Origin of the sequence: Buttiauxella brennerae ATCC 51605 (genome assembly GCF_001654925.1) — a bacterium.
Lineage (GTDB): Bacteria > Pseudomonadota > Gammaproteobacteria > Enterobacterales > Enterobacteriaceae > Buttiauxella > Buttiauxella brennerae.
The window spans coordinates 17,351-42,845 of the sequence record NZ_LXER01000018.1 but is presented as its reverse complement, the minus strand read 5'-3'; the positions used below and the strand labels follow the sequence as shown (position 1 = coordinate 42,845).

Genomic DNA, 25,495 nt, shown 5'->3' with positions numbered 1-25,495 from the left:
AAACGAGCTCCCACAACAAAAGTTCCACATAGATGGCAACGTCATTATTTTCTTTCTCAGAAGTTTCGATGGCTGAATTAGGTCTATTTATTGACGCTAATTACCGCCTTTGTCCTATTGACAAGGTGGTAATCTTGCCGCGGTAAAAATCATTGGGGCAGGAAAATGGCCATTCAGGGTATTGAAGGTGTACTTCAGCAGTTGCAGGCAACCGCACTGTCGGCGGGGAATCAGGTTCAGAGTTACGAGCCTAAAGTCAGTTTTGCCGGTGAATTGCAGGCAGCGCTGGGTCGTATCAGCGAAACACAAACCTCTGCCCGTACTCAGGCTGAAAAATTTGCTCTCGGCACACCAGGTGTTGCACTCAATGATGTGATGGTCGATCTGCAAAAATCGTCGGTTTCATTACAGATGGGAATACAGGTGCGCAACAAGATGGTTTCGGCGTACCAGGAAGTGATGAACATGCAGGTGTAGTTACCCCTCATACTTGAAATTGTATCTGTGTTGGCTGCGCTTACGCGCCAGAATCACTGACTTTAGCTAGCTCATCGGGAGTGACTCAATTGCCGCTTTGATACAATTCCAATTATTTTTGGTGATTGATTTTGTTAATTAAGTCAATACAACCTAAGCATGAGATTTAATATTAATTAAATGGTTAAGGTTTCGTGTTTCTCGAGAATAACCATTTTATTGCTGGAAATGACGGTGCTATTTGCTGGCACGCTTTTTAGAACCAGGGTGCCAACACCAATGGTCACGTTGTCGCCTATCTCAATATCATCACCAATGATGCACGAATGGGCACCCATATTGACGTTGTTACCCACATTGAATTTGATATCGACACCGTTTTTATTGCTGCCTAGGGTGCAGAACTGGCGAATAGTGAAACCCTCACCAATGACGCAACTTCTGTTGATAATCATGGAGTTGCCGTGCCATATCTTGAAGCCTTTTCCTATTTTCAAATGATAAGAAAGTTCTACCCCAAATAACCCTTCATTCACGACTCTGTTCAAAATGACAAACAGTAAGGTGAGGGGATACAACGCCTTAGTTCTGGCGTGAAGCGTCGCCATCCTGAAAATAAGAATAATCAGTTTAGATTTAGCGGTATTGATTTTTAAGTCATAAATTAATATGGAAAAAAATTCACGCATTGCGATATTCCCTTTAGGGGTTATAAGAATAATCTTAATTCATATTCTGTGACTCGCCATTGAACGGGCGAAAACTTTTGTTGTTGCGTTTTACCTGAATTAAGAAGTCGAAGCTAATCAGAGAAAAAGGCTTTCGCACGCGGGTGGCCGTTGGGCTCCATTTGCGCATCAATGAACTGCAAGTCACTGAAACACTGGCGGGCTCAGTGCTTTAATGCGAAAATTATTTTTTCTCCGCAGTCGGGATAGATGATGAAGAAGATTGCATTATTGACAGTGTTGCTAGCGTTAAGCGGCTGTGTGCAGGTTGATGATTACCGCGAAGTCGTGAAAACTCCGGCACCTGCTGGGCTTGCCGGGTACTGGCAATCACAAGGCCCGCAAAGTGAAATGGTCAGCCCGGAAGCGATTGCGACTCTGGTGGTTACGCCAGAAGGCGACACGCTGGATTGCCGTCAGTGGCAACGCGTGATTGCACTTCCAGGTAAACTGACTCAGCGTTCGGATGACTGGTATAACGTCACAAACAAGCGTGATGTTTATAGCGTGGAACGTGAAGGCGATACGCTGGAATATGCGGGCATGACGATGAAACGTGTTGAGCGCCCAACACAAGAATGTGCTGATTATTTGCAGAAAAACCCGCTCGAAACGAAGTTGCCGTAAGCGGAAATTTCCCTCTCCTTTAATCCAGGAGAGGGAATGATTGATTCTATAACACTTCTTCTATCACCCACACGCTGACGCTGCCGCCGTTACAGGCAAACGTCGCGTTTCCTTTTTCGTCAGTTTTCACGATTTCTTCCCGGTTGCCAAGGTAATCCCGCCAGTTCTTGTTGCCATAATTGTCGCCAAGCGTAATGGTCTTTTCACCTTCATCACCGTTCGATAACACCACCACACAGCCCGGGTTTTCATCGGTACCGCTGCGTGAAAACGCAATACAGTTTGGGTGGTCAAAATAAAGTGTCTGCACGCCGTGGGCAAAGAGTTCGCGGGCATGGATTAAATCATCAAGCTGTTCGATAACAGGCATGTCGATATGATAAGTTTCGCCGTCACCGCCTTCGTCATCGTAACTGGCGCCAAATAAATCCGGATAAAACACACTCGGCACCCCATTTTCACGTAATAAAATCAGTGCGTAAGCCAACGGTTTGAACCACGGTTCAACAGGGGCTTCGAGGGATTGCAGGGGTTGGGTGTCGTGATTAGCAACCAGCGTTACGGCATGGAAGGGGTCGGCTTCAACCAGCGTGCCGGTGAAAATTTGGCTCATGTCGTAATCACGGCCTTGTTTTGACGCCTGGTGAAATTTCATTTGCAGCGGGGCATCAAATAACATCGTTTTTCCGTCGACCTGGGCGATATATTCCTGGAGTTTATCGACTTCATGCGACCAGTATTCGGCAACGATAAACAGCGGCTGTTCAGCCACTTCCTGAACATGCTCGATCCACTCTTTGTAGAACCAGGCCGGAATGTGTTTGACCGCATCGAGGCGGAAGCCACTACAACCGGTTTCTTCCATCACCCAGCGCGCCCAGTATTTCAGCTCTTCGGTGACGGCGTGGTTACGGAAGTCGATATTCTCGCCCATCAAATAGTCAAAATTACCGAGTTCATCATCAACCTGATCGTTCCAGCCTTCGCCAGTGTAGTCGTTGATGATTTTAAAGATCCCGTCTTCATTCGGGTTTTCGATGTGGTCTACACCGCTGAAGCATTTGTAATCCCAGATAAACTCCGAATATTTACCGGCGCGAGCAGGGAAGGTGTAGCGCGTCCAGGCTTCGCACTCGATGACCTCGTCATCGATTTCATTACGGTTTTCTTCATTGACGCGGTTAACACGAATGCGCTCTTTTTCGTCAGCGCCCATTTTGTGATTGACCACCACATCAAGCAGCACTGCTATATCGTTTTCTTTTAGGGCTTTTATTGCTGCCAGCAATTGAGTTTTGTCGCCGTACTTGGTGGCCACCGACCCTTTTTGGTCAAATTCGCCGAGATCAAAAAGGTCGTAGCAGTCGTAACCTACCGAATAGCCGCCAGAACTGCCTTTATATGCAGGAGGTAACCAGACCATATTGACGCCAATGTCATTGAGCGTTGCCGCGCGTTCGGCGACTTCTGCCCACAACTGACCCCCACCGGGGTAATACCAATGGAAAAATTGCAAAAGGGTTGGGTTGCGCATCTTCAGGCTCCATGAAAGAGGGATCTCAATTATGGATGATATGCCTGAAAATGCATGGTGCGATAAAGCTTAACCTTTATCACACCTTAGAACGTCAGGAGGTTGTGTCCTGACTGTCTTGCGGTGCCAGGATCTGCCCACCTTGTTTACCATAGGTGGTTAAAACAGACTGTTGGATGGAAGATTGCCCCACCAGTTTCGCAAGTTCATCCATACGAATCTGTAACAGACGCTTTATCTCGCTCTCATTATCAAGAATGGCGCGGAGTATCGGGCTAAGTTGCTCCTGCATCAGTATTGAAAGCTTAATATCGCTCATGAGTTGAGTCAGTTCATGCACCGCATTAACGTAATCCATTTCACTGGCGATTAATTCGTCCCACATTCCTTTGCGGGCGTTGTTCAGCATAACCTTACTTTTTTCTAATAATTGCTGATAGCGAGTGTACAGTTGCGGCGCATGGTTCATTAGACGACGTCCTGAATCCGGTTAGGCATCTGAGCAACTTCTTTCCAGGCATCGGCAATATTTCGCAGCAGGTTCTCGACCTCTTCGATCGCGCTGATGTCATTGTGTAAGTTGGCCTGGAAGATACGTCGCACCATATAACTATAAAGAGCGAGCAGATTTTGCGTGAGCTCATCGCTGCTGGTTTCATCAATGCCGATTTTCAGCCCGTTATCGATGATATTAATGGCTTTGGACAGCGAAAGGCCTTTCCCTTCCAGATTGCCATCCTGCAAAAAAAGACGCGCACGAACTAACGCATTGAGAGCACCATCGAACAACATGGTTACCAACTGCTGTTGGCTGGCGCTCATCACTGCGCTTTCCACTTCAATTCTTGCGTAGGCCTGAGTACCTTTTGCCCCGTACATATCTGCTCCTGAATTAATTAGCTTTTGGAACTGCTGGTATCGAACTGTTGAGTCAGATAGCTGCTGGTGGAGTTCAGTGAGCTCATCATTACGTCCAGCTGAGTAAATTGCGCTTTGTAACGCGCCATTTCTGAATCGATGCGGTCGCTGGCTTTGTTGTACTGAGCGGTCAGATTGTTCAGCGTTTTACTCACACCATCTGTTGCTGCCTGGATAATCCCGGTGCTCGATAGCCAACTGGTCAGATTCTTGCTGATGGTGGTAGTGATACCGCTGGTTTTGCCGTCGCCAACGATCATATCTTTCACACCAGCGGCATCTTTGCTCAGCGCAGTTTCCAGTTTGTCGTTATCGAGCGTTAATTTGCCGGTGCTCGGATCTGAAGTTACGCCAATCTGTGCCAGCGTTTTAAAGGACGAAGTGCTCTGGGTGTTAGTGAGCAAACCTTTTAGCTGCGATTGAATGGTGCGTAATGTGGAATCACCTAATAGTGCGCCATTGCTGGTGTCCTGAGTCGCAGTACCACTATCAACAGCGGTGTATTTAGTTAAGCTGCTGAAGGTGTCCTGCAATGAGTTATAGGCATCGACCCAGGCTTTGACCGCGCTTTCTGCCTTAGAGGTGTCTTTCGTGATGGTCAGCGTCTGGTTGCCGGTGGTGACATCTTTCAGATTAAGCGTGATGTCTTCCAGCGCATCACTGATGGTGTTGCTGCTGTTGATGATTTTAATATTGTTAACCGTCAGCTCAGCATTCTGCGCGGTCACGCTCTCTTCCATACCGTTGCCAGCATCGGTACGAGTGCCGTTGTAGCCCATAAAACTTTGGAGCGCACTGTCACCGCTGACGCTCAGCTTCATCGCATTGTCACTGCCGGTGTCATCGGAAGTCACAGACAGGCGATATTGACCATTACCAACGTTGATAATACTGGCGCTAACACCGCTTTTGGAATTATTGATGGCATCACGGATACCGCCCAATGACGAGTTGGCCGCGCTAACATTAACTGTGACGGGATCTTTTCCACCACCTTGTTGGATAGTGATCACGCTATCGCCAGTAGCAATTGCGGTTTTGCTGTCAGCCTGGGTATTTTTGGTGGTCAGCGTTTGCGATTGCGCCAGTTGAGTGACGTTAATCGTATATTTCCCGGCGACGGCATTGCCAGTTGTTGTCGCGCTGAACGCGGTGCTGCTGCTGGCAGTTGATGTTGCAGTAAATAAGTCTGCTTTATTCAGCGCAGTGTTCGCGGTCTGGAAGCTAACCAGTGCACTTTTTAAGGTGCCATAAGCGCTCAGTTTTGCCGTGTAGGAGCTTTGTTGTTTCGAAATTGGCGTTAACGTTGCTTTTTGTGCTGCCTGCAGACTATCCAGAATGCTGCTCAAATCCAGACCGGACCCAATTCCCAGCGTAGAAATACTAGCCATATTATTTCCTTAATGTATCGACGCATAAAATGAATACCGGGATTATCGGCCTGGATAATGCAAAGTTTACGATTAATTTCTTTTTTTTAATGGCGAGAATAGCGGCAGGGGAAAAGAGTATTTCCGGGGCTAAATATTTTTCTGTGAATGTGAAAAAAATCTAAAGGTTGTGGATGACCAGACGATAACAGGTTTAACGGCGACGAAGCCGAAGGGTGGAAACCCAACCCATAAACCCTAGACTTGAAACACAGGAAAATTAATCATGGCACAAGTCATTAATACCAACAGCCTCTCGCTGATTACTCAGAACAACATCAACAAGAACCAGTCTGCTCTGTCGACTTCTATTGAGCGTCTGTCTTCTGGCTTACGTATTAACAGCGCTAAGGATGACGCGGCAGGCCAGGCGATTGCTAACCGTTTCACCTCCAACATTAAAGGCCTGACTCAGGCTGCGCGTAACGCCAACGACGGTATCTCTCTGGCACAAACTGCGGAAGGCGCACTGTCAGAAATCAACAACAACTTACAGCGTGTGCGTGAACTGTCCGTTCAGGCAACTACTGGCACTAACTCTGATTCTGACCTGTCTTCAATCCAGGACGAAATCAAATCCCGTCTGTCTGAAATTGACCGTGTATCGGGTCAGACTCAGTTTAACGGCGTGAACGTTCTGGCAAAAGACGGCTCCATGAAGATCCAAGTTGGTGCTAACGATGGCCAGACTATCTCTATCGATCTGAAGCAGATTGATTCTTCTACTTTAGGTCTAAAAGGCTTCTCTGTTTCTAAAAGCGCTGTTTCTGTTGGTGATGCAATCACTCAGTTGCCAAACGCAACAGCGGGTCAACCACCAGTTTCCATTACATTTGACAGCACTGTTTCAACAGATCTCAAACTAACCGATACTTCCGGGCTATCCCTGCATAACTTAAAAGATAGCGCAGGTAAATTAACTGATCAGTATGTTGTCCAAAGTGGTGATAAAACTTACGCTGCTACCGTAGACACTGCGGGTAAAGTAACTCTCAACAAAGCTAATGTAACTTACAGTGATGTTGCGAATGGTATCGATACTGCTACTCAGGGTGGGCAGCTTGTTCAGGTAGGTACTGGCTCTACTGGTAACCCAACTGGTTTTGTATCTATTCAGGGTAAAAACTTTGATGCTGGTACTGCTGTATTGGCAAATAACGGCGGTGACGCCACACTTGGTACTCCGACTACAACCGGTACTACAATAGAAGCAGTGTCAGTTGGCTTGAGCACTGGTCTTAAATCTGATGGTACCACAGCCGTTACAGCATCAGCTGAGTTTGCTGGTGCTTCTACCTCTAACCCATTAGCTCTGCTGGACAAAGCTATTGCTCAAGTTGATACCTTCCGTTCTTCCCTGGGTGCGGTACAAAACCGTCTGGATTCTGCAGTAACCAACCTCAACAATACCACCACTAACCTGTCTGAAGCGCAGTCCCGTATTCAGGACGCCGACTATGCGACCGAAGTGTCAAATATGTCTAAAGCGCAAATCATCCAGCAGGCGGGTAACTCCGTGTTGTCTAAAGCTAACCAGGTTCCACAGCAAGTACTGTCTTTGCTGCAGGGCTAATCGCCTGATACCTGACCAAACCCCGCGCTTGCGGGGTTTTTTCTTTCTGCTTGTTACCCATAACCCCCAAATAACCCCTCATTTCACCCACTATTCTTGCGATTAAAAACCCTCCAGAAACGGATAATCATGCCGATAACTCAATTAACGCAGGGCTGTTTATCGTGAACTCACTGTATACCGCTGAAGGTGTGATGGATAAACACTCGCTGTGGCAGCGTTATGTACCGCTGGTGCGTCACGAAGCATTGCGCCTGCAGGTTCGCCTGCCCGCGAGTGTGGAGCTTGACGACCTGCTACAGGCGGGCGGCATCGGGTTGTTAAACGCAGTGGACCGTTATGATGCCCTGCAAGGAACGGCATTTACTACCTACGCGGTGCAGCGCATCCGTGGGGCGATGCTTGATGAGTTGCGCAGCCGTGACTGGGTGCCCCGCAGCGTCAGGCGTAACGCCCGCGGCGTTGCGCAGGCAATTGGTCAACTGGAGCAAGAGCTGGGCCGTAATGCTACCGAAACAGAAGTGGCAGACCGGTTGGATATCCCGCTCAACGAATACCGTCAGATGTTGCTCGACACCAATAACAGCCAACTCTTCTCTTATGACGAGTGGCGTGAAGAGCATGGCGATAGTATCGAACTGATTACTGAAGAGCATCAGCAGGCAAACCCGCTTCAACAACTGTTGGAAGGCAATTTGCGTGAGCGTGTGATGGGTGCAATTGATGCGTTACCGGATCGCGAAAAAATGGTGCTGACCCTTTACTACCAGGAAGAGCTTAATCTGAAAGAGATTGGCGCGGTACTGGATGTGGGGGAGTCGCGCGTCAGTCAGTTGCATAGCCAGGCGATTAAACGTTTACGCACCAAGCTCGGTAAGTTGTAGGGAAGGGAGTGCCGCCGAACAGTTATTATATAAGATGACCGGGATACCATAATGACGGTGCAGCAATTAAAAAAACGGCCATTAAGCCGATATTTGAAAGACTTTAAACACACACAAACTCATTGCGCACAGTGCGCAAAATTGCTCGACAGGATCACACTTACGCGCCGTGGCGAAATTGTCAGCAAAACTGCCATTGCCCAACTTGATACTCTAATCGATGAAAATGGCTGGCAGCTTGAGCGCCAGTCATGGGCAGCCTTATGCCGTTTCTGCGGCGATTTATATTGCAAAGAACAGCAGCATTTTTTCGATATCATCGGTTTTAAAGAGTATTTGTTTGAACAAACCGAGATGAGCCACGGTACGATCCGCGAATATGTGGTGCGTCTGCGCCGCCTGGGTAACCATTTTGCGGAACATAACATTCCCACTCCCTCCACGGTTAAAGCGTATTTCGACGATTCAATGGATGCGTGGCTGCCGCCAACCAGTACCAATAACTACCGTATAGCCCTGCGCAAGTACGGGCAGTTTCAAACCCTGAACAAAAATACCAGTGCCCATTTCCAGGAAAATAAATCAACTTCTGATATATATTAAAATGGCATAAGTTGTAGCGTAGTGGTTTTGATTGATTATATTAAGTCGTTACACTACATCAAATTATCGACATTCGGGGTATCTATGAAATTAGCAATGGTAGGGCGTCAGGCGCTGATGGGCGTGCTGGCTGTGGCAATGGTAGCTGGCGCGAGTGTGCAGACGTTTGCGGCTGAAAACTTACTGAATAAAGTTAAAGAGCGCGGCACGTTGTTGGTTGGGCTGGAAGGGACTTATCCTCCGTTTAGCTTCCAGGGTGATGATGGCAAACTAACCGGTTTTGAAGTGGAGTTTGCCGAGCAACTGGCACAGCATCTGGGTGTGAAAGCCGCGCTGAAACCAACTAAATGGGATGGCATGCTGGCGTCGCTGGACTCTAAACGCATCGACGTGGTGATTAACCAGGTGACCATTTCCGATGTGCGTAAGCAAAAATATGATTTCTCCACGCCATACACCGTTTCCGGTATTCAGGCGCTGGTGAAAAAGGGCAATGAAGGCAGCATCACCGGGCCTGATTCGCTGAAAGGTAAAAAAGTGGGCGTGGGTCTTGGGACTAACTACGAAGAGTGGTTGCGTGCCAATGTGCAGGGCGTTGATATCCGCACCTATGATGATGACCCAACGAAATATCAGGATCTGCGCGTAGGCCGTATTGATGCGATTCTGGTTGACCGCCTGGCAGCATTGGATCTGGTGAAGAAAACCAAAGATACCCTGGCAGTCGCCGGTGCTCCGTTCTCTCGTCAGGAAGCGGGTGTTGCAGTGCGTAAAGGCAACGAAGACCTGGTTGAAGCAATCAACAAAGGTATCGCTGATATGCAGAAAGACGGCTCTCTGGCTAAGCTTTCCGAGAAATGGTTTGGGGCTGACGTGACTAAGTAATTAACTCGGCAGCCTAAGGCGGATTAGCGTAAGCGACATCCGCCTTTTTTATTTGTATTTGTCGGCATTTTACCCGGCTGGTGCATAATGAATAAATCTGGATTTTATTCAAAGTGTAATGGAGTAGCTCATGTCACTGCACAATCTGACGCGATTTGCGCGCCTGGAGTTTATCGGCGCCCCGACGCCACTCGAATACCTGCCGCGTTTTTCCGATTACCTGGGGCGCGAAATTTACATCAAGCGCGACGACACGACGCCAATGGCGATGGGTGGTAATAAACTGCGTAAGCTTGAGTTTCTGGCCGCCGATGCGTTGCGCGAAGGTGCGGATACGCTGGTTACCGCAGGGGCCATTCAGTCAAACCACGTTCGCCAGACCGCCGCAGTCGCCGCGAAGCTCGGGCTAAAATGTGTCGCGTTGCTGGAAAATCCGATTGGGACTAAAGCGGAAAATTACCTCACCAACGGCAACCGTTTGATGCTCGACCTGTTTGATGCCGAAATTGAAATGTGCGATGCGCTGCATTCGCCGGACAAACAACTGGAAGAGATAGCCATCCGTCTTGAAGCTCAGGGTTTCCGCCCGTATGTGATTCCTGTTGGTGGTTCTAATGCATTAGGCGCGCTGGGTTATGTGGAAAGCGCCCTGGAGATTGCCCAGCAGTGTGAAGGGGCGGTGAATGTCTCTTCTGTTGTGGTTGCCTCGGGCAGTGCCGGGACTCATGCGGGTCTTGCGGTTGGGCTTGAGCAAGTCATGCCGGATGTCGATTTAATCGGCGTGACGGTTTCACGTTCTGTCGCTCTACAGTTGCCAAAAGTGGCAGCGTTGCAGCAGGCGGTGGCGCAATCGCTGAGCGTGAGCGCGAATAACCCGATCACTTTATGGGATGATTATTTCGCGCCGGGTTATGGCACCCCTAACGAAGAAGGGCTGGAAGCCATTAAATTGTTGGCACGCCTGGAAGGCATTTTGCTTGACCCTGTTTACACCGGCAAAGCAATGGCTGGCCTGATTGATGGTGTGGCACAGAAGCGTTTCAAAGACGACGGTCCGATAATCTTCATTCATACCGGTGGAGCGCCTGCGTTATTTGCTTATCATCCTCTTGTGTAATGAGATTATGAAGGGCGACACCCGGTTGGGTGTATGACAAGAATAAAAAGACAGGGTGTAATTCAAGTATGCAAGAAAGTATTCAACTGGTGCTCGATTCGGCACCGTTTCTGCTCAAAGGTGCGGTCTTTACGCTGCAACTCAGCATCGGCGGTATGTTCTTTGGGCTGATACTCGGCTTTTTACTGGCGCTGATGCGCTTGTCACCGTTTTGGCCAATCTCGTGGTTGTCGCGGTTTTATGTGTCGATTTTTCGTGGCACGCCGCTTATCGCGCAGCTGTTTATGATCTACTACGGCTTACCGCAGTTTGGTATTGAGCTTGATCCGATCCCGGCTGCGATGATCGGTTTGTCCCTTAATATGGCGGCCTATGCTTCAGAAACACTACGTGCGGCTATCTCATCTATTGATAAAGGGCAGTGGGAAGCGGCGGCAAGTATCGGTATGACGCCATGGCAGACACTGCGCCGCGCGATATTGCCGCAGGCTGCGCGTGTAGCTTTACCGCCACTGAGCAACAGCTTTATCAGTCTGGTGAAAGACACCTCGCTTGCCGCAACGATTCAGGTGCCAGAACTGTTCCGTCAGGCACAGCTCATTACCTCGCGTACTCTGGAAGTGTTCACCATGTATCTTGCCGCGTCGTTGATTTACTGGGTGATGGCAACCGTGCTCTCTGCGTTGCAAAACCACTTCGAAAATCAGCTTAACCGCCAGGACAGGGATCCAAAATGAGCGCAATCGACGTAAAACAACTGGTCAAAAAATTCCATGGGCAAACTGTGCTGCATGGTATCGATCTGGAAGTTAAAGCCGGTGAAGTGGTGGCGATTATTGGGCCGAGTGGCTCCGGTAAAACCACGCTATTGCGCTGCATTAACTTGCTGGAACAACCGGAAGCCGGAACCATCAAGGTTGGCGATATCACCATTGATGCGGCGGTTTCACTAAGCAAACAGAAAAATCGCGTTCGCGAACTGCGCCAGCATGTGGGTTTTGTGTTCCAGAGTTTTAACCTTTTCCCGCATCGGACGGTTATCGAAAATATCATCGAAGGCCCGGTTATTGTAAAAGGCGAGCCGAAAGAAGAGGCCATCGCCCGGGCGCGTGAGTTGCTGGCAAAAGTCGGCTTGAGCGGTAAAGAAACCAGTTACCCACGCCGCCTTTCGGGTGGTCAGCAACAGCGTGTCGCCATTGCGCGTGCACTGGCGATGCGCCCGGAAGTGATTCTGTTTGATGAGCCAACTTCGGCTCTCGACCCTGAGCTGGTAGGTGAAGTGCTGAGCACCATCCGCCAGTTGGCTGAAGAGAAGCGCACCATGGTGATTGTGACGCATGAAATGAGCTTTGCTCGTGACGTGGCCGACCGCGCTATCTTTATGGATCAGGGGCGGATTGTGGAGCAGGGGCCTGCCCGCGAACTGTTTGCTAACCCGCAACAACCGCGCACGAAACAGTTTCTGGAAAAATTCCTGACACAGTAATTTTTATGGCCCCATCCGGGGCCGTAATGACAACTCATGACGCCAGGATTCATTAGCGTGGTCAATTGAAAATGGCTATTTAGCACGAGTTTTCAACATTTGGGCGCTGTTACCGTTAAATCATATTAATAATATTGATAAATGTGATAGCGTTGGGTATTAGCTTTGGAAATGATTTCAGTGTCAGGAGCAACGCCAGACATAATGGATGATCGCAACTTTTTTCACTGGCGGCAGGATGCGCTTAATACTTTCCAGTCTGTCACTCAGGCTGATGAAATAACCACAATTCTTCATCAGCAAACAGAATTGCTGGAATTTGACTATTACTCACTGTTTATTCGCCACCCGGTGCCGTTTACCCGTCCGAAATCGTCTTTACGATCGTCTTATCCACAAAGCTGGCTTGATCACTATCATGCTGCTAATTATTTTGCGATTGATCCGGTGTTACGCCCTGAAAATTTCATGCGTGGGCACTTGCCCTGGGACGATGCGCTGTTCAGCGATACTCAGGAGTTCTGGAACGCTGCGCGGGATCACGGCCTGCGCCGTGGCATCAGCCAGTGTGTAATGTCGCCTAACCGTGCACTGGGTTTTTTATCTGTTTCGCGTTCGGCAAGCAAAGGCAAAATATTACCGGATGTTGAGCTGGAGTTACGCCTGCAATATTTGGGCGAATTGAGCCTGATGACATTAACGCGTCTTAATGATTCATCTATGGATGCGATGACGTTGAAACTGAGTAAGCGTGAGCGGGAAATATTGCAATGGACGGGCGAGGGGAAAACATCAGCGGAAATCGCTATTATTTTGTCGATCTCGGAAAATACGGTGAATTTTCACCAGAAGAATATGCAGAAGAAATTTAATGCACCCAATAAAACGCAAATTGCCTGTTATGCAGCAGCGATTGGGATAATTTGAAGGGGCATTATTGACGCGATTGTGTCAACAAAACGGCTGGCGAAACGTTGCTCATCCAGCCGTTGTTCACCGATTACTGACGGTAAGCCTGTTTAATTTGCTTAACAGTGTTACCAAACACTTCTGCGTGCTCTGAGTCTTCCATCTGAGCAATTTGCTTTTCCATTTTGATGATAACCTTGCCTGCATCGGCTTGGCCCATGGCTTTCAACATCTGAGTCAGCATAGCTTTCAGGCAGGTGACTTCAATAGCCAGTTCACTACTGTTGTCTGCAGTGGAAAAATCAGGAGTGCTCATTTGTGTTCCTCGGTCTCGGTTGGTACACCGTTGTTTCGTGTAACGGTTTCGTAAGGCGGCGGAGTATAGCACAAACCTAAGCCAATTTATTAGTGCTTACGTGAAGTCTGGGCGGGTTGTTTCCTGTACACTACAGATCATTTGTTTTAAATATGTTTATTTATCGTTAAATAAAAGTGGATGCATTAGCGTTATTAAATATGTTCATTAGTAATGGATTATCGTTTTTTTTAATATGAAAAGCGTTTTTATTAATTAAAGCTGTGAATTAATCCGTTTGCTGTACAGTTGCCACTGTACAATTAAATTTCCAAAAACAGTCAGAGTTCTGAAAATCTGTTTTTGCATTTTAAAGTTGCCGGAAAACCCGTTAATATGTCCTGGTAATTTTTAGAAGCGTAATCCCATTTCTGGAGAGTTCCCCTTTGATCAACGTACTTCTTGTTGATGACCACGAACTTGTGCGCGCAGGGATACGACGCATTCTTGAAGATATCAAAGGGATCAAGATATCAGGTGAAGCAAATTGCGGTGAGGATGCCGTAAAATGGTGCCGTAGTCATCCGGTTGATGTTGTCCTGATGGACATGAACATGCCCGGTATTGGCGGCCTTGAAGCAACACGCAAAATCGCGCGATACTCAAACGATATCAAAGTGATTATGCTAACGATTCACACCGAAAATCCGTTACCTGCTAAGGTTATGCAGGCAGGGGCTGCCGGTTATTTAAGTAAAGGTGCCGCACCTCAGGATGTGGTCAACGCTATACGTTCGGTTAATGCCGGGCAGCGTTACATTGCATCTGACATCGCGCAGCAGATGGCGTTAAGCCAGATTGAACCGGAAAAAACGGACACGCCGTTTGCCAGTTTGTCGGAGCGCGAATTACAGATTATGTTGATGATCACCAAAGGCCAAAAGGTCAATGAGATCTCAGAACAACTTAGTCTCAGCCCGAAAACGGTCAACAGTTACCGTTACCGTATGTTTAGTAAACTGAATATTAGTGGCGATGTTGAGCTAACTCACCTGGCGATTCGCCACGGTTTGTTTAGTGCGGAGACGTTAATCAGTAGTGAGTGAAATCTTTGACCCGCGAGCTTTTCTTAAAACGGTAACCAGCCAGCCTGGCGTCTATCGCATGTATGACGTCAGCGGAACGGTTATTTACGTAGGTAAAGCCAAAGATCTTAAAAAGCGCCTGTCGAGTTACTTCAGGAGCAATCTTGCCAGCCGTAAAACAGAAGCTCTGGTTGCATTAATCCAGCATATCGACGTGACGGTAACCCATACCGAGACAGAAGCGTTGTTGCTGGAGCACAACTACATCAAGCTTTATCAGCCACGTTACAACGTGCTGTTGCGTGATGACAAATCTTACCCTTTCATTTTCCTCAGTGGCGACACGCACCCTCGACTCGCGATGCATCGCGGGGCGAAGCACGCGAAAGGGGAATACTTTGGGCCATTCCCGAATGGTTATGCCGTTCGTGAAACTCTGGCGCTGTTGCAAAAAATCTTTCCTGTTCGCCAGTGCGAAAACAATGTCTATCGCAACCGTTCACGCCCATGTCTGCAATATCAAATCGGGCGTTGCCTTGGCCCGTGCGTCGCGGGCTTAGTCAGTGAAGAGGATTATGCTCAGCAGGTTGAGTACGTGCGCTTATTTCTTTCCGGTAAAGACGATCAGGTGCTGAACCAGTTGATCGCCAAAATGGAAGAAGCGAGTAAAAACCTCGAATTTGAAGCTGCCGCAAGAATCCGTGACCAGATTCAGGCTGTCCGTCGTGTGACGGAGAAACAGTTCGTCTCCAATACCGGCGATGATATGGATGTGATCGGTGTGTCGTTCGATTCGGGTATGGCGTGTGTACACGTGCTGTTCATCCGACAAGGTAAAGTCTTGGGCAGCCGCAGTTACTTCCCGAAAGTGCCAAATGGTACGGAGCTGTCAGAAGTCGTCGAAACATTTGTCGGTCAGTTCTATTTGCAGGGTAGCCAGATGCGCACGCTGCCTTCTGAGATCCTGCTCGATTTCAACTTACCGGATAAAAACCTGCTTTCTGATTCCCTGACGGAACTGGCAGGGCGGCGTATCAACGTGCAGACCAAGCCACGAGGCGACCGCGCACGTTACCTGAAACTTGCTCGTACCAACGCTGCTACGGCTCTGGTGACACGTCTGGCTCAGCAATCAACCATCCATCAACGTTTAGCGGCCTTAGCCAGTGTGCTTGAGTTGCCAGCCATTAAACGGATGGAGTGCTTTGACATCAGCCACACTATGGGTGAGCAGACGGTTGCGTCTTGTGTGGTGTTTGATGCCAATGGCCCGCTTCGGGCGGAATACCGGCGCTATAACATTGAAGGTATTACGCCGGGTGATGATTATGCGGCGATGAATCAGGTACTGCGTCGTCGCTACGGTAAGGCTATTGATGAGAGTAAAGTCCCGGACGTAATTCTGATTGATGGCGGCAAAGGGCAACTTGGTCAGGCAAAAGCCGTTTTTGCACAACTTGATGTGCCGTGGGATAAAAACCACCCGCTGCTGCTGGGCGTGGCAAAAGGTGCCGATCGTAAAGCCGGGCTTGAGACACTGTTCTTCGAACCGGAAGGGGAAGGGTTTTCGCTACCGCCGGACTCCCCGGCATTGCACGTTATTCAACATATCCGTGATGAATCGCATGACCATGCCATTTCCGGGCACCGTAAAAAACGGGCTAAAGTGAAAAATACCAGTGCGTTGGAAACAATTGAAGGCGTTGGGCCAAAACGTCGCCAGATGTTGTTGAAATATATGGGTGGATTGCAACCATTAAAGAATGCATCCGTAGAAGAAATTGCAAAAGTGCCAGGTATCTCGCAAGCGTTGGCAGAAAAGATCTTCTACTCGTTGAAACATTAAGGCCTCTGTAGCAACATAGAGACAATTTCCACTTACGACAGACAGTTAACCAGCACTATGCAATTTAATATCCCAACATTGCTTACTCTGTTTCGTATCATCCTTATCCCATTCTTTGTGCTGGCTTTTTATCTGCCGTTCAGTTGGGCGCCGTTCCTGTGCGCGTTTATCTTCTGGTTTGCAGCGATCACTGACTGGTTTGATGGGTATCTGGCACGCCGCTGGAACCAAAGCACGCGCTTTGGAGCCTTCCTCGACCCCGTAGCGGACAAAGTTATGGTCGTCGTGGCGCTGGTACTGGTGGTGGAACACTACCACTCGTGGTGGGTGACACTACCTGCTGCGACCATGATAGCCCGCGAGATTATCATCTCTGCATTGCGTGAATGGATGGCTGAAATTGGCAAGCGCAGCAGCGTTGCGGTCTCCTGGATTGGTAAATCCAAAACCATGGCGCAAATGCTGGCACTGATTGGTATGCTCTGGCGTCCAAATATGTGGATTGAGTATGCGGGGATCGGCTTGTTCTTTATCGCTGCGGTATTAACTTTCTGGTCAATGTTCCAGTACTTGAAAGCCGCCAGCAAAGACCTGCTCGACAGTTCCGGCACTTAATAACCGTATCAGACACAAGAGATGAGCTCGCGTAGGGCTCATCTCTTAAAAGCACAAAACTCCCGCCAGCACCACATCCCGAAAATTACCCTGCATATGCCATAGCAAATGAGTGGCTCAGTTATGAGGCTCTTTTGTGCGGCTTTCCTTACCGAACGCTTAAGTGAGGGTTATATTTAACCTATCGATTCCATGTCCAATAATAGGGAAATTATGATTCGCTTATCCTCGCTTGCCCTTGTGCTTGCTGCCGTGACCAGTAGCGCCCAGGCCGTTACCTATATGCTTCCAACAGACGGTAGTCGGTTGGTCGGCGCGCCGTTAACTATTACCGTTCCTGAAGGGAATATCGAGCCGCTGGAGTATTTTGCCGCGCAGTATGGGCAGGGGCTTAGCAATATGCTCGAAGCCAACCCGGGCGTTGATCCATTCCTGCCAAAAGCGGGCACCCAGTTGACGATTCCGCAGCAAGTCATTTTGCCGGATACCGTACGACAGGGGCTCGTGATTAACGTCGCCGAAATGCGGCTTTACTACTACCCGGAAGGGGGCAGTACGGTGGAGATTTTGCCTATTGGTATCGGGCAGGCCGGGCGTGAAACGCCGCGCAACTGGGTGACGAAGGTGGAGCGTAAGCAGGAAGCGCCAGGCTGGACGCCAACAGCGAATACCCGTCGTGAATACGCGAAAGAGGGTAAAACCCTGCCAGCGTATGTGCCGCCGGGTGAGGATAACCCAATGGGGTTGTACGCAATTTACATCGGCAAGCTTTACGCTATCCATGGCACAAACGCCAACTTTGGTATCGGTTTGCGCGTCAGCCAGGGTTGCATCCGCCTGCGCAAAGACGACATAAAATATCTGTTCGATAATGTGCCGGTAGGGGCGCGTGTGCAGTTGATTGATCAGCCGGTGAAAGCAACCATCGAGCCGGATGGGAAGCATTGGGTGGAAGTGCATGAGCCACTGTCCCGTAACCGTGCGGAGTTTGAGTCTGACAAGAAAGTGCCGCTGCCCATGACGACAACACTGCGCGATATAACGCAGGGTTCAGGCGTGGATGCAGGTATGGCGAGTGCCGCGTTAACCCGCCGTTCCGGGATGCCGGTGCCCATTAGCGCGGAACCTGGAAATCCTGGGCATTTATGAAAATGCAAAAAGCCCGCTTAGTTTCCTAAGCGGGCTTCTCTAATATGGCTCCTCTGACTGGACTCGAACCAGTGACATACGGATTAACAGTCCGCCGTTCTACCGACTGAACTACAGAGGAATCGGTTAACGGGGCGCATAGTAACGAGCGACCACCGGGTTGTCAAAGGCTGTTTAGGGGAAATGTGTTTGATTGCTGGTTTAATCAGCAAAAAGAAGAAAGGAGCCGCAAAAACACGGCTCTTTGAGGGTTTTACATGCGCTGCGTTCTGACTGGCGCGGTGGCTTCAATCAACCATGGGCGCGCAATACTGGAAACATGTGGCGACAGTGTTTCCCGTACTAACTGGTGGTAATCATCAAGCCAGGCAATCTCTTGCTCACTTAACAATGGTAATTCCACTGCGCTTAAATCAATTGGGATTAGCGTCAGCGAGGCAAATTTACAGAAACCAGGAACAGAGGGGACAACTTCCACCTGGTTTTCAATACGAATGCCATGGCTGCCTGCCAGGTAATAACCCGGTTCGATTGTCAGTACATTGCCCGGCACCATTGGCCATGGGTTCACTTTCTTCGCCATGCGGTGCGGGTTTTCGTGAATCAGCAAGTTGTGGCCGACACCATGACCCGTGCCATGGTCATAATCCAGACCCAGTTCCCACAGTGGACGACGCGCAAATGCATCCAGTTGGTGGCCCTGTGCACCTTGCGGGAATTGCAGCGAAATGAGCGACAGGAAGCCCTTCAGCACTGCGGTGTAATGCAGGCGGCGCTGGGAGTCGAGTTGCCCGAAATTCAGCGTGCGCGTGGCATCGGTGGTGCCGTTGTAATACTGGCCGCCGGAGTCATTGAGATAAAATTCATTTCCGACGATCGCAAAGTTGGTTTCCGGTGCGCTGTGGTAATGGCACATGGCGGCATTGCCCGCTGCTGCGGAAATCGTACCGAAACTCTGCTCGATGAAATTGTCACATTCCTGACGGAAAGCGAGCTGCTTTTCCTGCGCTTCCAGTTCGGTGACCGGGTTACCAGCCGCTTCACGCAGTGGCACTTCGTGGCTAAGCCAGGCAAGGAAATTCACCCAGGCGGTGCCATCCTGAATATGGCTTGAACGGAAACCTTCCAGTTCGATACCGTTCTTATTAGCTTTCATCAATGTGATTGGGTCTGGCTGCCATTTGATTTCACCACCACCTTGCTCCACAACAAAGCGCACAGCGACAGGCGTGTTGTCGCCATCAAGCAAGAAGCGCTTCCCGGCCGCAAGCTGCTGACAACGTTCCAGGAATGCATCCGGGTGATGGACGATGATCGCATCCAGCACTGAACTGTCGAGCTGTTGCAATTTGGCATCATCAACAAACCACTCAACGGCACCATCATTTTTGACCAGCGCAAATGAAAGTGGCACAGGGCTTGTCGGGATATCTGAACCGCGAATGTTAAGCAGCCAGGCAATATTGTCTGGCAACGTGAGAGCTAGATAATCAACACCTTCGTGCGCCAGTGCCTGCGCGACGCGGGCGCATTTGGATGCGGTTGATTCACCGCTAATCTCATCAGGCATCTGGCGTATCAGGCCACGAGGTATCGCCGGGCGAGCTGCCCAGATTTCGTTGATCGGGTCATCATTCACAGCCACCAGGTCGCAGCCACTGGTCCGCAGGCTTTCATACTGGCTGTTAACCATCAGCAGCGGATCAAACGCGATGCGTTTGCCAGCTGATAAGTTTTCGTGAAGCCAGAGGTGAATCGGCTCATCGTGCAAATGGTGGATTTCAAACTCGGCAAGATTCACTTGTTGGCGAGCCTGAACCTGGTAGCGACCATCGACGAAAAGCAATGCGCGGTCTGCCAGAATAAGAGCCAGCCCGGCAGAACCGTCAAAACCACTGATAAATTCCAGTTTGTCGTCATAAGGCGCGCAATATTCACTCTGATATGCGTCGGTGCGCGGAACCAGCATGCCATCGAGTTCGCGCTCTTTAAGCAGGCTGCGCAAGGCAGCCAGGGGTGATGTATGTTGCATTATTATTTTCTCTTAACGGAATGGTGGTTCATTAAATGTGCGTAATTTGCGCGAGTGCAGGCGTTCCCCTTCGGCTCGCAGCAGGTCAATGGCGCAGATACCGATTTGCAGGTGTTCCGAAATCGCACCTTCATAAAAGCGGTTTGCCTGGCCGGGGAGTTTAATTTCGCCGTGCAGCGGTTTATCGGAAACACACAGCAACGTGCCATAGGGTACGCGGAAGCGATAACCCTGTGCGGCAATGGTGGCACTTTCCATATCAATAGCGACGGCGCGACTGAGGTTAAAACGCAAGGCTGATGCGGAGTAACGCAATTCCCAGTTGCGGTCGTCGGTGGTGACGACGGTTCCGGTACGCAAACGCTGCTTAACTTCTTCACCCGGCATGCCGCTCACCAGTTTGGTGGCGTCGTACAGGGCGCGCTGTACTTCAGCGATGCTTGGAATCGGAATATCCGGTGGCAGTACCGCATCAAGCACGTGGTCATCACGCAAATATGCGTGGGCCAGAACATAATCGCCAATCGACTGGCTTTCACGCAGGCCGCCGCAGTGACCAATCATCAACCAGGCTGCCGGGCGTAATACTGCCAGGTGGTCGCAAATGGTTTTCGCATTTGACGGGCCAACGCCGATATTAATCAGCGTGATACCAGTGCCGTTAGCATCAATCAAATGCCATGCGGGCATTTGGTGTTTTTTCCACGCGAGATCGGAAATCGCTTCTTCAGGAGCCTGGCTGTCTGCTGTTAACCACACACCACCGGCACACGACAGTGCGACATAAGGGCTTTCCGGATCAAGGATCTGCTGGCAGCCCCAGCGCACAAACTCGTCCACGTAACGGGTGTAGTTGGTGAACAACACGAATGACTGGAAATGTTCAACCGGGGTGCCGGTGTAGTGGCGTAAACGCGCAAGTGAGAAATCGACGCGGCGAGCGTCAAAATGCGAAAGCGGGTAGAACTCGGTCGGGTGGAACAAGCCATCGGCTGTCTCATCGCCAATTTGCGCCAGTTCGGTGGTCGGAAAATGGCGAGGCAAACCGGCACTCATCGAGCGGTCCAGTGACAAACTGGAACCATCAATCACATACGGATACGGGATTTCATGTTGCGATAAGCCCACTTCGATTTGCGCGCCGTAGTCGTCATACAGCAGTGTGAGTTGTTCGGCGAGATAATGGCGGAATAGAGCAGGGCGGGTGACGGTGGTGGTGTAGCTGCCAGAATGGGTGAAGCGGGCATAAGCACGTGTTTTATTTGGGTTGTGTACCGTGCCATCCCAACTGACGCGTAACTCCGGGTAGACAAATAAACCGGCGGCACGTTTTTCTATTTCAGGAAGTGATCCGTTTTCAACATATTGGCCAATGGCGTCGCGCAGTGCGTTGACCGAGGCATCGTACAGCTCCTCTAATTTATCGAGGGCCTGGTTCGGGGTAAGGGCAGTGTCGGCTGTCTGATGCGTCATGTTCTCTCCTTATCCTGCTGATTTTAAGCAGGGCTGCTTCGATAGTATGTCATCGACGGGAGGGAACGGAAGGGGTTGGTGAGGACAGAAAAGCAAAAAGCCTGCTTAAATAAGCAGGCTTCTTTAATTTGGCTCCTCTGACTGGACTCGAACCAGTGACATACGGATTAACAGTCCGCCGTTCTACCGACTGAACTACAGAGGAATCGGTTAACGGGGCGCATATTAGCGATGCGCATCGGGCTTGTCAAAGCCTGTTATCACCCCGCGAGTTCGTTTGCTGATAAAACAATCAAACTGCGCTGTATGGGCGTGCAGACATATCTTTACAGCGCATTGGTTGCCAAATGAGAACGACTGGTTAAGATATGCGGTTCAAAGAGTGTGAGGGTTTCATGTTTAAACGGAAGCATTTAGCAAAGTGGTTTTTATTTCTGGCCTGTCTGGTGGTGTTAGTCTGCACCGCGCAGCGCATGGCAGGATTGCACGCTTTGCAAATGAAAGCTGCCGAAAGTGTCATGCTCTCGCAAACCAGCCCTTCTGAAGCTGAAAATAATGCCCCGGTTACGCCTTGCGAATTGAGTGCAAAGTCACTCCTTGCCGCCCCCCCGGTACTGTTTGAAGCTGCTTTTTTTGTTTTTAGCCTGCTTCTGGCGCTCATTGCCCCCTTACAGGCTGAACGATCTCCTGTTTCCCCCGCAAGAGCATTTAGCTCGCCCACCCTCAGAGTTCATCTGCGATTCTGCGTTTTCCGTGAATGAAAAACCGGCTGTTTAACACAGTTCGATAATTCATTTACGGAGAAAAAATATGTTGAGTCTTTTTAGGCGAGCGTTGCTCTGCCTGCTACTGCTATGGCTGCCATTTTCCTGGGCTGCGGATACGGGCTGGCTTCATTCCAGCGAAAATAACCATTCAAGCGTCAGGCTGCGTGCCGATACCTCTTTGCCTGGGGAAACCCGTGTTTTGCTGGATGTGAAACTGGAGAAAGGCTGGAAAACTTACTGGCGTTCGCCGGGCGATGGTGGCGTTGCACCGGTTATTGTCTGGCAGGAACCGGTGAAGTCAGCCCAGTGGTTCTGGCCAACACCGCAACGTTTTGACGTGGCGGGGATCACCACGCAGGGCTATCACAACCAGGTCACAATCCCGATAACGCTTGCCGGTGAAGCTGCGGCAAAAATCGCCGGGGTGTTGACGCTGTCGACCTGCAAAGATGTCTGCTTGCTGACAGATTTCCCATTCGCGTTAACACCAGACAATAGTGATGCTGCTTTTGCTCACGATTACGCTCAGGCCATGGGCTCGGTGCCACGACCTGACGGCTTGACGGATAATCTGACCGCCGGGTATCACAACGCACAAGTCGTGGTGCAAGCGACGCGTTCAGCAGGCTGGCAGAACCCTGAACTGTTTATGGATATGCCGGATGATGCCAGTTTTGGTAAACCAAAATATCATATCGATGGTGAAACGCTCTGGGCCACCATTCCAGTAAGCGATGGCTGGGACGGTGCCGGGCCTGATTTGCGCGGGCGAAATCTGTCGTTGGTTATCGCTGATAACGATGTTGCGCAGCAGAGTGTCGTGGCGATAACCGATGCGTTAACGGTGCCGGATGCAGGTAATAACTTCACGCTTTGGCGCGTGTTGCTACTGGCGTTGGCGGGCGGTTTTATTCTCAACTTAATGCCGTGCGTTTTGCCTGTTCTGGGTATGAAGCTCGGTTCCGTTTTGCTGGTAGAGCAGAAAGAGCAACGCGCCATTCGCCAGCAATTTCTCGCCTCGGTTGCCGGAATTATCGTTTCATTTATGGCACTGGCACTATTAATGACAGTGTTGCGTTTGACCGACCAGGCGGTTGGCTGGGGCATTCAGTTCCAGAATGTCTGGTTTATCGGCTTTATGGTGCTGGTGATGTTGGTGTTCAGCGCCAATCTGTTTGGGCTTTTTGAGTTCCGCCTTTCATCTAATGTGACCACTAAACTTGCCACGCAGGGTGGAAGCGGCATGAGCGGGCATTTCTGGCAGGGCGCACTGGCAACCCTTCTGGCAACGCCTTGCAGTGCGCCATTCCTCGGCACTGCTGTCGCTGTGGCGCTTGGTGCTTCGCTGCCAACTTTGTGGGGCATCTTCCTGGCGCTTGGCATTGGTATGAGCCTGCCGTGGCTGCTGATTGCCATGCGCCCGACGCTTGCACTACACCTGCCAAAACCTGGCCGCTGGATGCAATGGCTGCGCCGTATCTTAGCGGTGATGATGCTCGGTTCCGCGCTTTGGCTCGTGACTCTGCTCCCGGTGCATTTCAGTTCAGGAAGCACTCACACCGCTAAAGAAACCATCGCCTGGAAACCGCTGAGTGAGCAGGCGATTCAACATGCACTGGCGCAAAACAAGCGTGTCTTTGTTGATGTTACGGCTGACTGGTGTATCACCTGCAAAATTAACAAATTAAATATTCTTTCACGCGACGATATTCAGGCGGTTTTACAGGAGCCTGATGTGGTGGCACTGCGTGGCGACTGGACACTTCCTTCCAAAGAGATCACCGAGTTCCTCCGGCTGCGCGGGCAGGTCGGTGTGCCTTTTAATCAGGTTTACGGGCCAAACATTCCCACTGGGAGAGCCTTACCCACGCTGTTAACTCAGGACTCGGTACTGAATGCACTTCGCGATGCGAAAGGAGACAAATAATGAAAATGATCATCACACTTCTGTTTTTGTTGGCGACGGGCTTTGGAGCCAATGCCGCCACTCAATCCAACGAAGAACAATTGCAGGAAATGATCTACCAGGCGCTTTATCACGACCCCGCCAGCCCACGGATAGGTGCGGCATCGCCAAAACTCACGCTTATCTCGTTTACTGATTACAACTGCCCGTTTTGTAAAAAGTTCGACCCGATGCTTGAGAAAATAGTGCAGAAATACCCGGACGTGGCGGTTGTGATTAAGCTGCTGCCGTTTCGCGGGGAGTCCTCATCGCTTGCAGCGCGAGTCGCGCTCACCACCTGGCGCGAACATCCACAGCAGTTTCTCGCGTTGCACCAGCGTTTGATGTCGAAAAAGGGCAATCACACGGCGGCGACCATTGACGCAGCACAGGCAAACAGTGGTGCCGCGCCGGTACAACCCGATGAAATGAGCATGGAAACCTTGAATCTCAACCTACAACTGGCGCGTGTTGTTGGTGTCGAAGGCACGCCTGCGACACTGGTGGGCGATACGATGCTCGCAGGGGCTGTCACGTGGGAAGAACTCGATGCGCTGGTGAAACAAAAGCGGGAGCAGGCCAATGAAAGGTAAGCTCAAACGTTGGGGGCGTGAAGCACTGGTCATGGCGGTGATTTTCATCACTATTGTCGTTTTGATGGACCTGTGGCGCGCGCCGAAAATGCCGACATCATTCGACAGCACTCCGTTTCACACGCTGGATGGTCAGCAAGTCACGTTGCAAGCCTTGAGTGAAGAACGCCCATTACTTCTCTACTTTTGGGCGAGCTGGTGTGGCGTGTGCCGTTACACCACACCCTCGGTTGCACAGCTGGTGGCCGAGGGGGAAAACGTCATGACGATCGCGCTGCGCTCCGGAGCCCCACCGGAGGTGAACCGTTGGCTTGAGCAAAAGAAAGTGCAGCTTCCGGTCATTAATGATGCTTCTGGCGAGTTGTCCCGTAACTGGCAGATTGGCGTTACGCCCACAATAGTCGTGCTCTATAAAGGAGAGGTTGTCTCCTCTACGACCGGCTGGACAACGCTTTGGGGAATGAAACTACGTCTTTGGTGGGCCTCATTGTAATGACATGAACAGGCGCACCTTTATGGTGCGC

The 25,495-nt window shown here is 50.2% G+C and carries 26 protein-coding genes and 2 tRNA genes; 18 read left to right on the top strand and 10 right to left on the bottom strand.

The window, feature by feature from the left end:
* The first annotated feature begins 165 nt into the window (after positions 1-165).
* Positions 166-477 (top strand): flagellar hook-basal body complex protein FliE, encoded by a 312-nt coding sequence (gene fliE / locus M975_RS10905; protein ID WP_064559249.1) that lies wholly within the window; start codon positions 166-168, stop codon positions 475-477.
* Positions 478-653: 176 nt separating this feature from the next.
* Here the strand turns inward: fliE and M975_RS10900 are convergent, their stop codons facing one another.
* The gene (locus M975_RS10900) at positions 654-1,166 is read right to left on the bottom strand and encodes an LbetaH domain-containing protein (RefSeq protein WP_064559248.1); all 513 of its coding nucleotides are present in this window, start codon (positions 1,164-1,166) and stop codon (positions 654-656) included.
* Between the two features lie 252 nt (positions 1,167-1,418).
* Between M975_RS10900 and yedD the strand changes: the two genes are divergently transcribed.
* Positions 1,419-1,832, top strand: a complete 414-nt coding sequence (gene yedD, locus M975_RS10895; RefSeq protein WP_064559247.1) for a lipoprotein YedD — start codon at positions 1,419-1,421, stop codon at positions 1,830-1,832.
* 46 nt (positions 1,833-1,878) lie between these two features.
* Here yedD and amyA read toward each other — a convergent pair whose 3' ends face one another.
* The 4 genes from amyA to fliD all read right to left on the bottom strand — a co-directional run bounded on the left by amyA (position 1,879) and on the right by fliD (position 5,675).
* Positions 1,879-3,366: an alpha-amylase gene (amyA, locus tag M975_RS10890; protein WP_064559246.1), complete on the bottom strand. Its 1,488-nt coding sequence runs from the start codon at positions 3,364-3,366 to the stop codon at positions 1,879-1,881.
* Between the two features lie 94 nt (positions 3,367-3,460).
* The gene (fliT, locus tag M975_RS10885) at positions 3,461-3,835 is read right to left on the bottom strand and encodes a flagella biosynthesis regulatory protein FliT (protein ID WP_064559245.1); all 375 of its coding nucleotides are present in this window, start codon (positions 3,833-3,835) and stop codon (positions 3,461-3,463) included.
* Entirely contained in the window at positions 3,835-4,245 is a 411-nt protein-coding gene (fliS, locus tag M975_RS10880; protein ID WP_064559244.1) for a flagellar export chaperone FliS, read from the bottom strand. The genes fliT and fliS overlap by 1 nt, the downstream gene beginning before the upstream one ends.
* A 17-nt stretch (positions 4,246-4,262) precedes the next feature.
* A complete protein-coding gene (gene fliD, locus M975_RS10875) occupies positions 4,263-5,675 on the bottom strand; it encodes a flagellar filament capping protein FliD (protein WP_064559243.1) in 1,413 nt (470 codons plus the stop codon).
* A gap of 265 nt (positions 5,676-5,940) precedes the next feature.
* Between fliD and M975_RS10865 the strand changes: the two genes are divergently transcribed.
* The 8 genes from M975_RS10865 (at position 5,941) to sdiA (ending at position 13,189) form a co-directional block, all read left to right on the top strand.
* The gene (locus tag M975_RS10865; RefSeq protein ID WP_064559242.1) at positions 5,941-7,287 is read left to right on the top strand and encodes a FliC/FljB family flagellin; all 1,347 of its coding nucleotides are present in this window, start codon (positions 5,941-5,943) and stop codon (positions 7,285-7,287) included.
* Between the two features lie 164 nt (positions 7,288-7,451).
* Positions 7,452-8,171, top strand: a complete 720-nt coding sequence (locus M975_RS10860; protein ID WP_064559241.1) for an RNA polymerase sigma factor FliA — start codon at positions 7,452-7,454, stop codon at positions 8,169-8,171.
* 51 nt (positions 8,172-8,222) lie between these two features.
* Positions 8,223-8,774 (top strand): flagella biosynthesis regulatory protein FliZ, encoded by a 552-nt coding sequence (gene fliZ / locus M975_RS10855; RefSeq protein ID WP_064559240.1) that lies wholly within the window; start codon positions 8,223-8,225, stop codon positions 8,772-8,774.
* An 84-nt stretch (positions 8,775-8,858) separates the two neighbouring features.
* Positions 8,859-9,659, top strand: a complete 801-nt coding sequence (gene tcyJ / locus M975_RS10850) for a cystine ABC transporter substrate-binding protein (RefSeq protein WP_064559239.1) — start codon at positions 8,859-8,861, stop codon at positions 9,657-9,659.
* Positions 9,660-9,789: 130 nt separating this feature from the next.
* Entirely contained in the window at positions 9,790-10,776 is a 987-nt protein-coding gene (gene dcyD / locus M975_RS10845) for a D-cysteine desulfhydrase (protein ID WP_064559238.1), read from the top strand.
* Positions 10,777-10,844: 68 nt separating this feature from the next.
* Positions 10,845-11,513: a cystine ABC transporter permease gene (gene tcyL / locus M975_RS10840; protein ID WP_064559237.1), complete on the top strand. Its 669-nt coding sequence runs from the start codon at positions 10,845-10,847 to the stop codon at positions 11,511-11,513.
* Entirely contained in the window at positions 11,510-12,262 is a 753-nt protein-coding gene (tcyN, locus tag M975_RS10835; RefSeq protein ID WP_064559236.1) for an L-cystine ABC transporter ATP-binding protein TcyN, read from the top strand. Before tcyL ends, tcyN begins: the two co-directional genes overlap by 4 nt.
* 204 nt (positions 12,263-12,466) lie before the next feature.
* A complete protein-coding gene (gene sdiA / locus M975_RS10830; RefSeq protein ID WP_064559235.1) occupies positions 12,467-13,189 on the top strand; it encodes a quorum-sensing transcriptional regulator SdiA in 723 nt (240 codons plus the stop codon).
* Between the two features lie 73 nt (positions 13,190-13,262).
* Here the strand turns inward: sdiA and M975_RS10825 are convergent, their stop codons facing one another.
* Positions 13,263-13,487, bottom strand: a complete 225-nt coding sequence (locus tag M975_RS10825) for a DUF2594 family protein (RefSeq protein WP_064559234.1) — start codon at positions 13,485-13,487, stop codon at positions 13,263-13,265.
* A 425-nt stretch (positions 13,488-13,912) separates the two neighbouring features.
* Between M975_RS10825 and uvrY the strand changes: the two genes are divergently transcribed.
* The 4 genes from uvrY (at position 13,913) to ldtA (ending at position 18,161) form a co-directional block, all read left to right on the top strand.
* Complete coding sequence (gene uvrY, locus M975_RS10820; RefSeq protein WP_064559233.1) at positions 13,913-14,572, top strand: UvrY/SirA/GacA family response regulator transcription factor; 660 nt, start codon at positions 13,913-13,915, stop codon at positions 14,570-14,572.
* Positions 14,565-16,397, top strand: coding sequence for an excinuclease ABC subunit UvrC (gene uvrC, locus M975_RS10815; protein ID WP_064559232.1), 1,833 nt, complete (start codon positions 14,565-14,567; stop codon positions 16,395-16,397). Before uvrY ends, uvrC begins: the two co-directional genes overlap by 8 nt.
* Positions 16,398-16,454: 57 nt before the next feature.
* A complete protein-coding gene (pgsA, locus tag M975_RS10810) occupies positions 16,455-17,012 on the top strand; it encodes a CDP-diacylglycerol--glycerol-3-phosphate 3-phosphatidyltransferase (protein ID WP_064559231.1) in 558 nt (185 codons plus the stop codon).
* Positions 17,013-17,225: 213 nt separating this feature from the next.
* Complete coding sequence (gene ldtA, locus M975_RS10805; RefSeq protein ID WP_425339005.1) at positions 17,226-18,161, top strand: L,D-transpeptidase; 936 nt, start codon at positions 17,226-17,228, stop codon at positions 18,159-18,161.
* A gap of 45 nt (positions 18,162-18,206) precedes the next feature.
* Here ldtA and M975_RS10800 read toward each other — a convergent pair.
* The 4 genes from M975_RS10800 to M975_RS10785 form a co-directional block, all read right to left on the bottom strand.
* Positions 18,207-18,282 (bottom strand) — tRNA-Asn (locus M975_RS10800).
* Positions 18,283-18,414: 132 nt separating this feature from the next.
* Complete coding sequence (locus M975_RS10795; protein WP_064559229.1) at positions 18,415-20,193, bottom strand: aminopeptidase P family protein; 1,779 nt, start codon at positions 20,191-20,193, stop codon at positions 18,415-18,417.
* 12 nt (positions 20,194-20,205) lie between these two features.
* Positions 20,206-21,666, bottom strand: coding sequence for an AMP nucleosidase (locus tag M975_RS10790; protein ID WP_064559228.1), 1,461 nt, complete (start codon positions 21,664-21,666; stop codon positions 20,206-20,208).
* Between the two features lie 129 nt (positions 21,667-21,795).
* A tRNA-Asn gene (locus tag M975_RS10785) sits at positions 21,796-21,871 on the bottom strand.
* Between the two features lie 190 nt (positions 21,872-22,061).
* Here M975_RS10785 and M975_RS10780 point away from each other — a divergent pair.
* The 4 genes from M975_RS10780 to M975_RS10765 are packed head-to-tail and all read left to right on the top strand — an operon-like array spanning position 22,062 to position 25,464.
* Complete coding sequence (locus tag M975_RS10780; protein ID WP_064559345.1) at positions 22,062-22,427, top strand: hypothetical protein; 366 nt, start codon at positions 22,062-22,064, stop codon at positions 22,425-22,427.
* Between the two features lie 49 nt (positions 22,428-22,476).
* Entirely contained in the window at positions 22,477-24,360 is a 1,884-nt protein-coding gene (locus M975_RS10775) for a cytochrome c biogenesis protein CcdA (RefSeq protein WP_064559227.1), read from the top strand.
* Positions 24,360-24,971 (top strand): DsbA family protein, encoded by a 612-nt coding sequence (locus M975_RS10770; protein ID WP_064559226.1) that lies wholly within the window; start codon positions 24,360-24,362, stop codon positions 24,969-24,971. The genes M975_RS10775 and M975_RS10770 overlap by 1 nt, the downstream gene beginning before the upstream one ends.
* Positions 24,961-25,464, top strand: a complete 504-nt coding sequence (locus M975_RS10765) for a protein disulfide oxidoreductase (protein WP_064559225.1) — start codon at positions 24,961-24,963, stop codon at positions 25,462-25,464. Before M975_RS10770 ends, M975_RS10765 begins: the two co-directional genes overlap by 11 nt.
* The last annotated feature ends 31 nt before the right edge of the window (positions 25,465-25,495 follow it).

What these genes read in the sequence shown, in the direction of transcription:
- fliE (WP_064559249.1), top strand. Translation starts at nt 166, where the DNA reads ATGGCCATTCAGGGTATTGAAGGTGTACTTCAGCAGTTGCAGGCAACC.
- fliD (WP_064559243.1), bottom strand. Translation starts at nt 5,675, where the DNA reads ATGGCTAGTATTTCTACGCTGGGAATTGGGTCCGGTCTGGATTTGAGC.
- M975_RS10775 (WP_064559227.1), top strand. Translation starts at nt 22,477, where the DNA reads ATGTTGAGTCTTTTTAGGCGAGCGTTGCTCTGCCTGCTACTGCTATGG.
- sdiA (WP_064559235.1), top strand. Translation starts at nt 12,467, where the DNA reads ATGGATGATCGCAACTTTTTTCACTGGCGGCAGGATGCGCTTAATACT.
- tcyL (WP_064559237.1), top strand. Translation starts at nt 10,845, where the DNA reads ATGCAAGAAAGTATTCAACTGGTGCTCGATTCGGCACCGTTTCTGCTC.
- M975_RS10795 (WP_064559229.1), bottom strand. Translation starts at nt 20,193, where the DNA reads ATGCAACATACATCACCCCTGGCTGCCTTGCGCAGCCTGCTTAAAGAG.
- M975_RS10825 (WP_064559234.1), bottom strand. Translation starts at nt 13,487, where the DNA reads ATGAGCACTCCTGATTTTTCCACTGCAGACAACAGTAGTGAACTGGCT.
- M975_RS10780 (WP_064559345.1), top strand. Translation starts at nt 22,062, where the DNA reads ATGTTTAAACGGAAGCATTTAGCAAAGTGGTTTTTATTTCTGGCCTGT.
- M975_RS10770 (WP_064559226.1), top strand. Translation starts at nt 24,360, where the DNA reads ATGAAAATGATCATCACACTTCTGTTTTTGTTGGCGACGGGCTTTGGA.
- yedD (WP_064559247.1), top strand. Translation starts at nt 1,419, where the DNA reads ATGAAGAAGATTGCATTATTGACAGTGTTGCTAGCGTTAAGCGGCTGT.
- dcyD (WP_064559238.1), top strand. Translation starts at nt 9,790, where the DNA reads ATGTCACTGCACAATCTGACGCGATTTGCGCGCCTGGAGTTTATCGGC.
- fliZ (WP_064559240.1), top strand. Translation starts at nt 8,223, where the DNA reads ATGACGGTGCAGCAATTAAAAAAACGGCCATTAAGCCGATATTTGAAA.
- amyA (WP_064559246.1), bottom strand. Translation starts at nt 3,366, where the DNA reads ATGCGCAACCCAACCCTTTTGCAATTTTTCCATTGGTATTACCCCGGT.
- pgsA (WP_064559231.1), top strand. Translation starts at nt 16,455, where the DNA reads ATGCAATTTAATATCCCAACATTGCTTACTCTGTTTCGTATCATCCTT.
- M975_RS10865 (WP_064559242.1), top strand. Translation starts at nt 5,941, where the DNA reads ATGGCACAAGTCATTAATACCAACAGCCTCTCGCTGATTACTCAGAAC.
- fliS (WP_064559244.1), bottom strand. Translation starts at nt 4,245, where the DNA reads ATGTACGGGGCAAAAGGTACTCAGGCCTACGCAAGAATTGAAGTGGAA.
- fliT (WP_064559245.1), bottom strand. Translation starts at nt 3,835, where the DNA reads ATGAACCATGCGCCGCAACTGTACACTCGCTATCAGCAATTATTAGAA.
- tcyN (WP_064559236.1), top strand. Translation starts at nt 11,510, where the DNA reads ATGAGCGCAATCGACGTAAAACAACTGGTCAAAAAATTCCATGGGCAA.
- M975_RS10900 (WP_064559248.1), bottom strand. Translation starts at nt 1,166, where the DNA reads ATGCGTGAATTTTTTTCCATATTAATTTATGACTTAAAAATCAATACC.
- M975_RS10790 (WP_064559228.1), bottom strand. Translation starts at nt 21,666, where the DNA reads ATGACGCATCAGACAGCCGACACTGCCCTTACCCCGAACCAGGCCCTC.
- ldtA (WP_425339005.1), top strand. Translation starts at nt 17,226, where the DNA reads ATGATTCGCTTATCCTCGCTTGCCCTTGTGCTTGCTGCCGTGACCAGT.
- M975_RS10765 (WP_064559225.1), top strand. Translation starts at nt 24,961, where the DNA reads ATGAAAGGTAAGCTCAAACGTTGGGGGCGTGAAGCACTGGTCATGGCG.
- tcyJ (WP_064559239.1), top strand. Translation starts at nt 8,859, where the DNA reads ATGAAATTAGCAATGGTAGGGCGTCAGGCGCTGATGGGCGTGCTGGCT.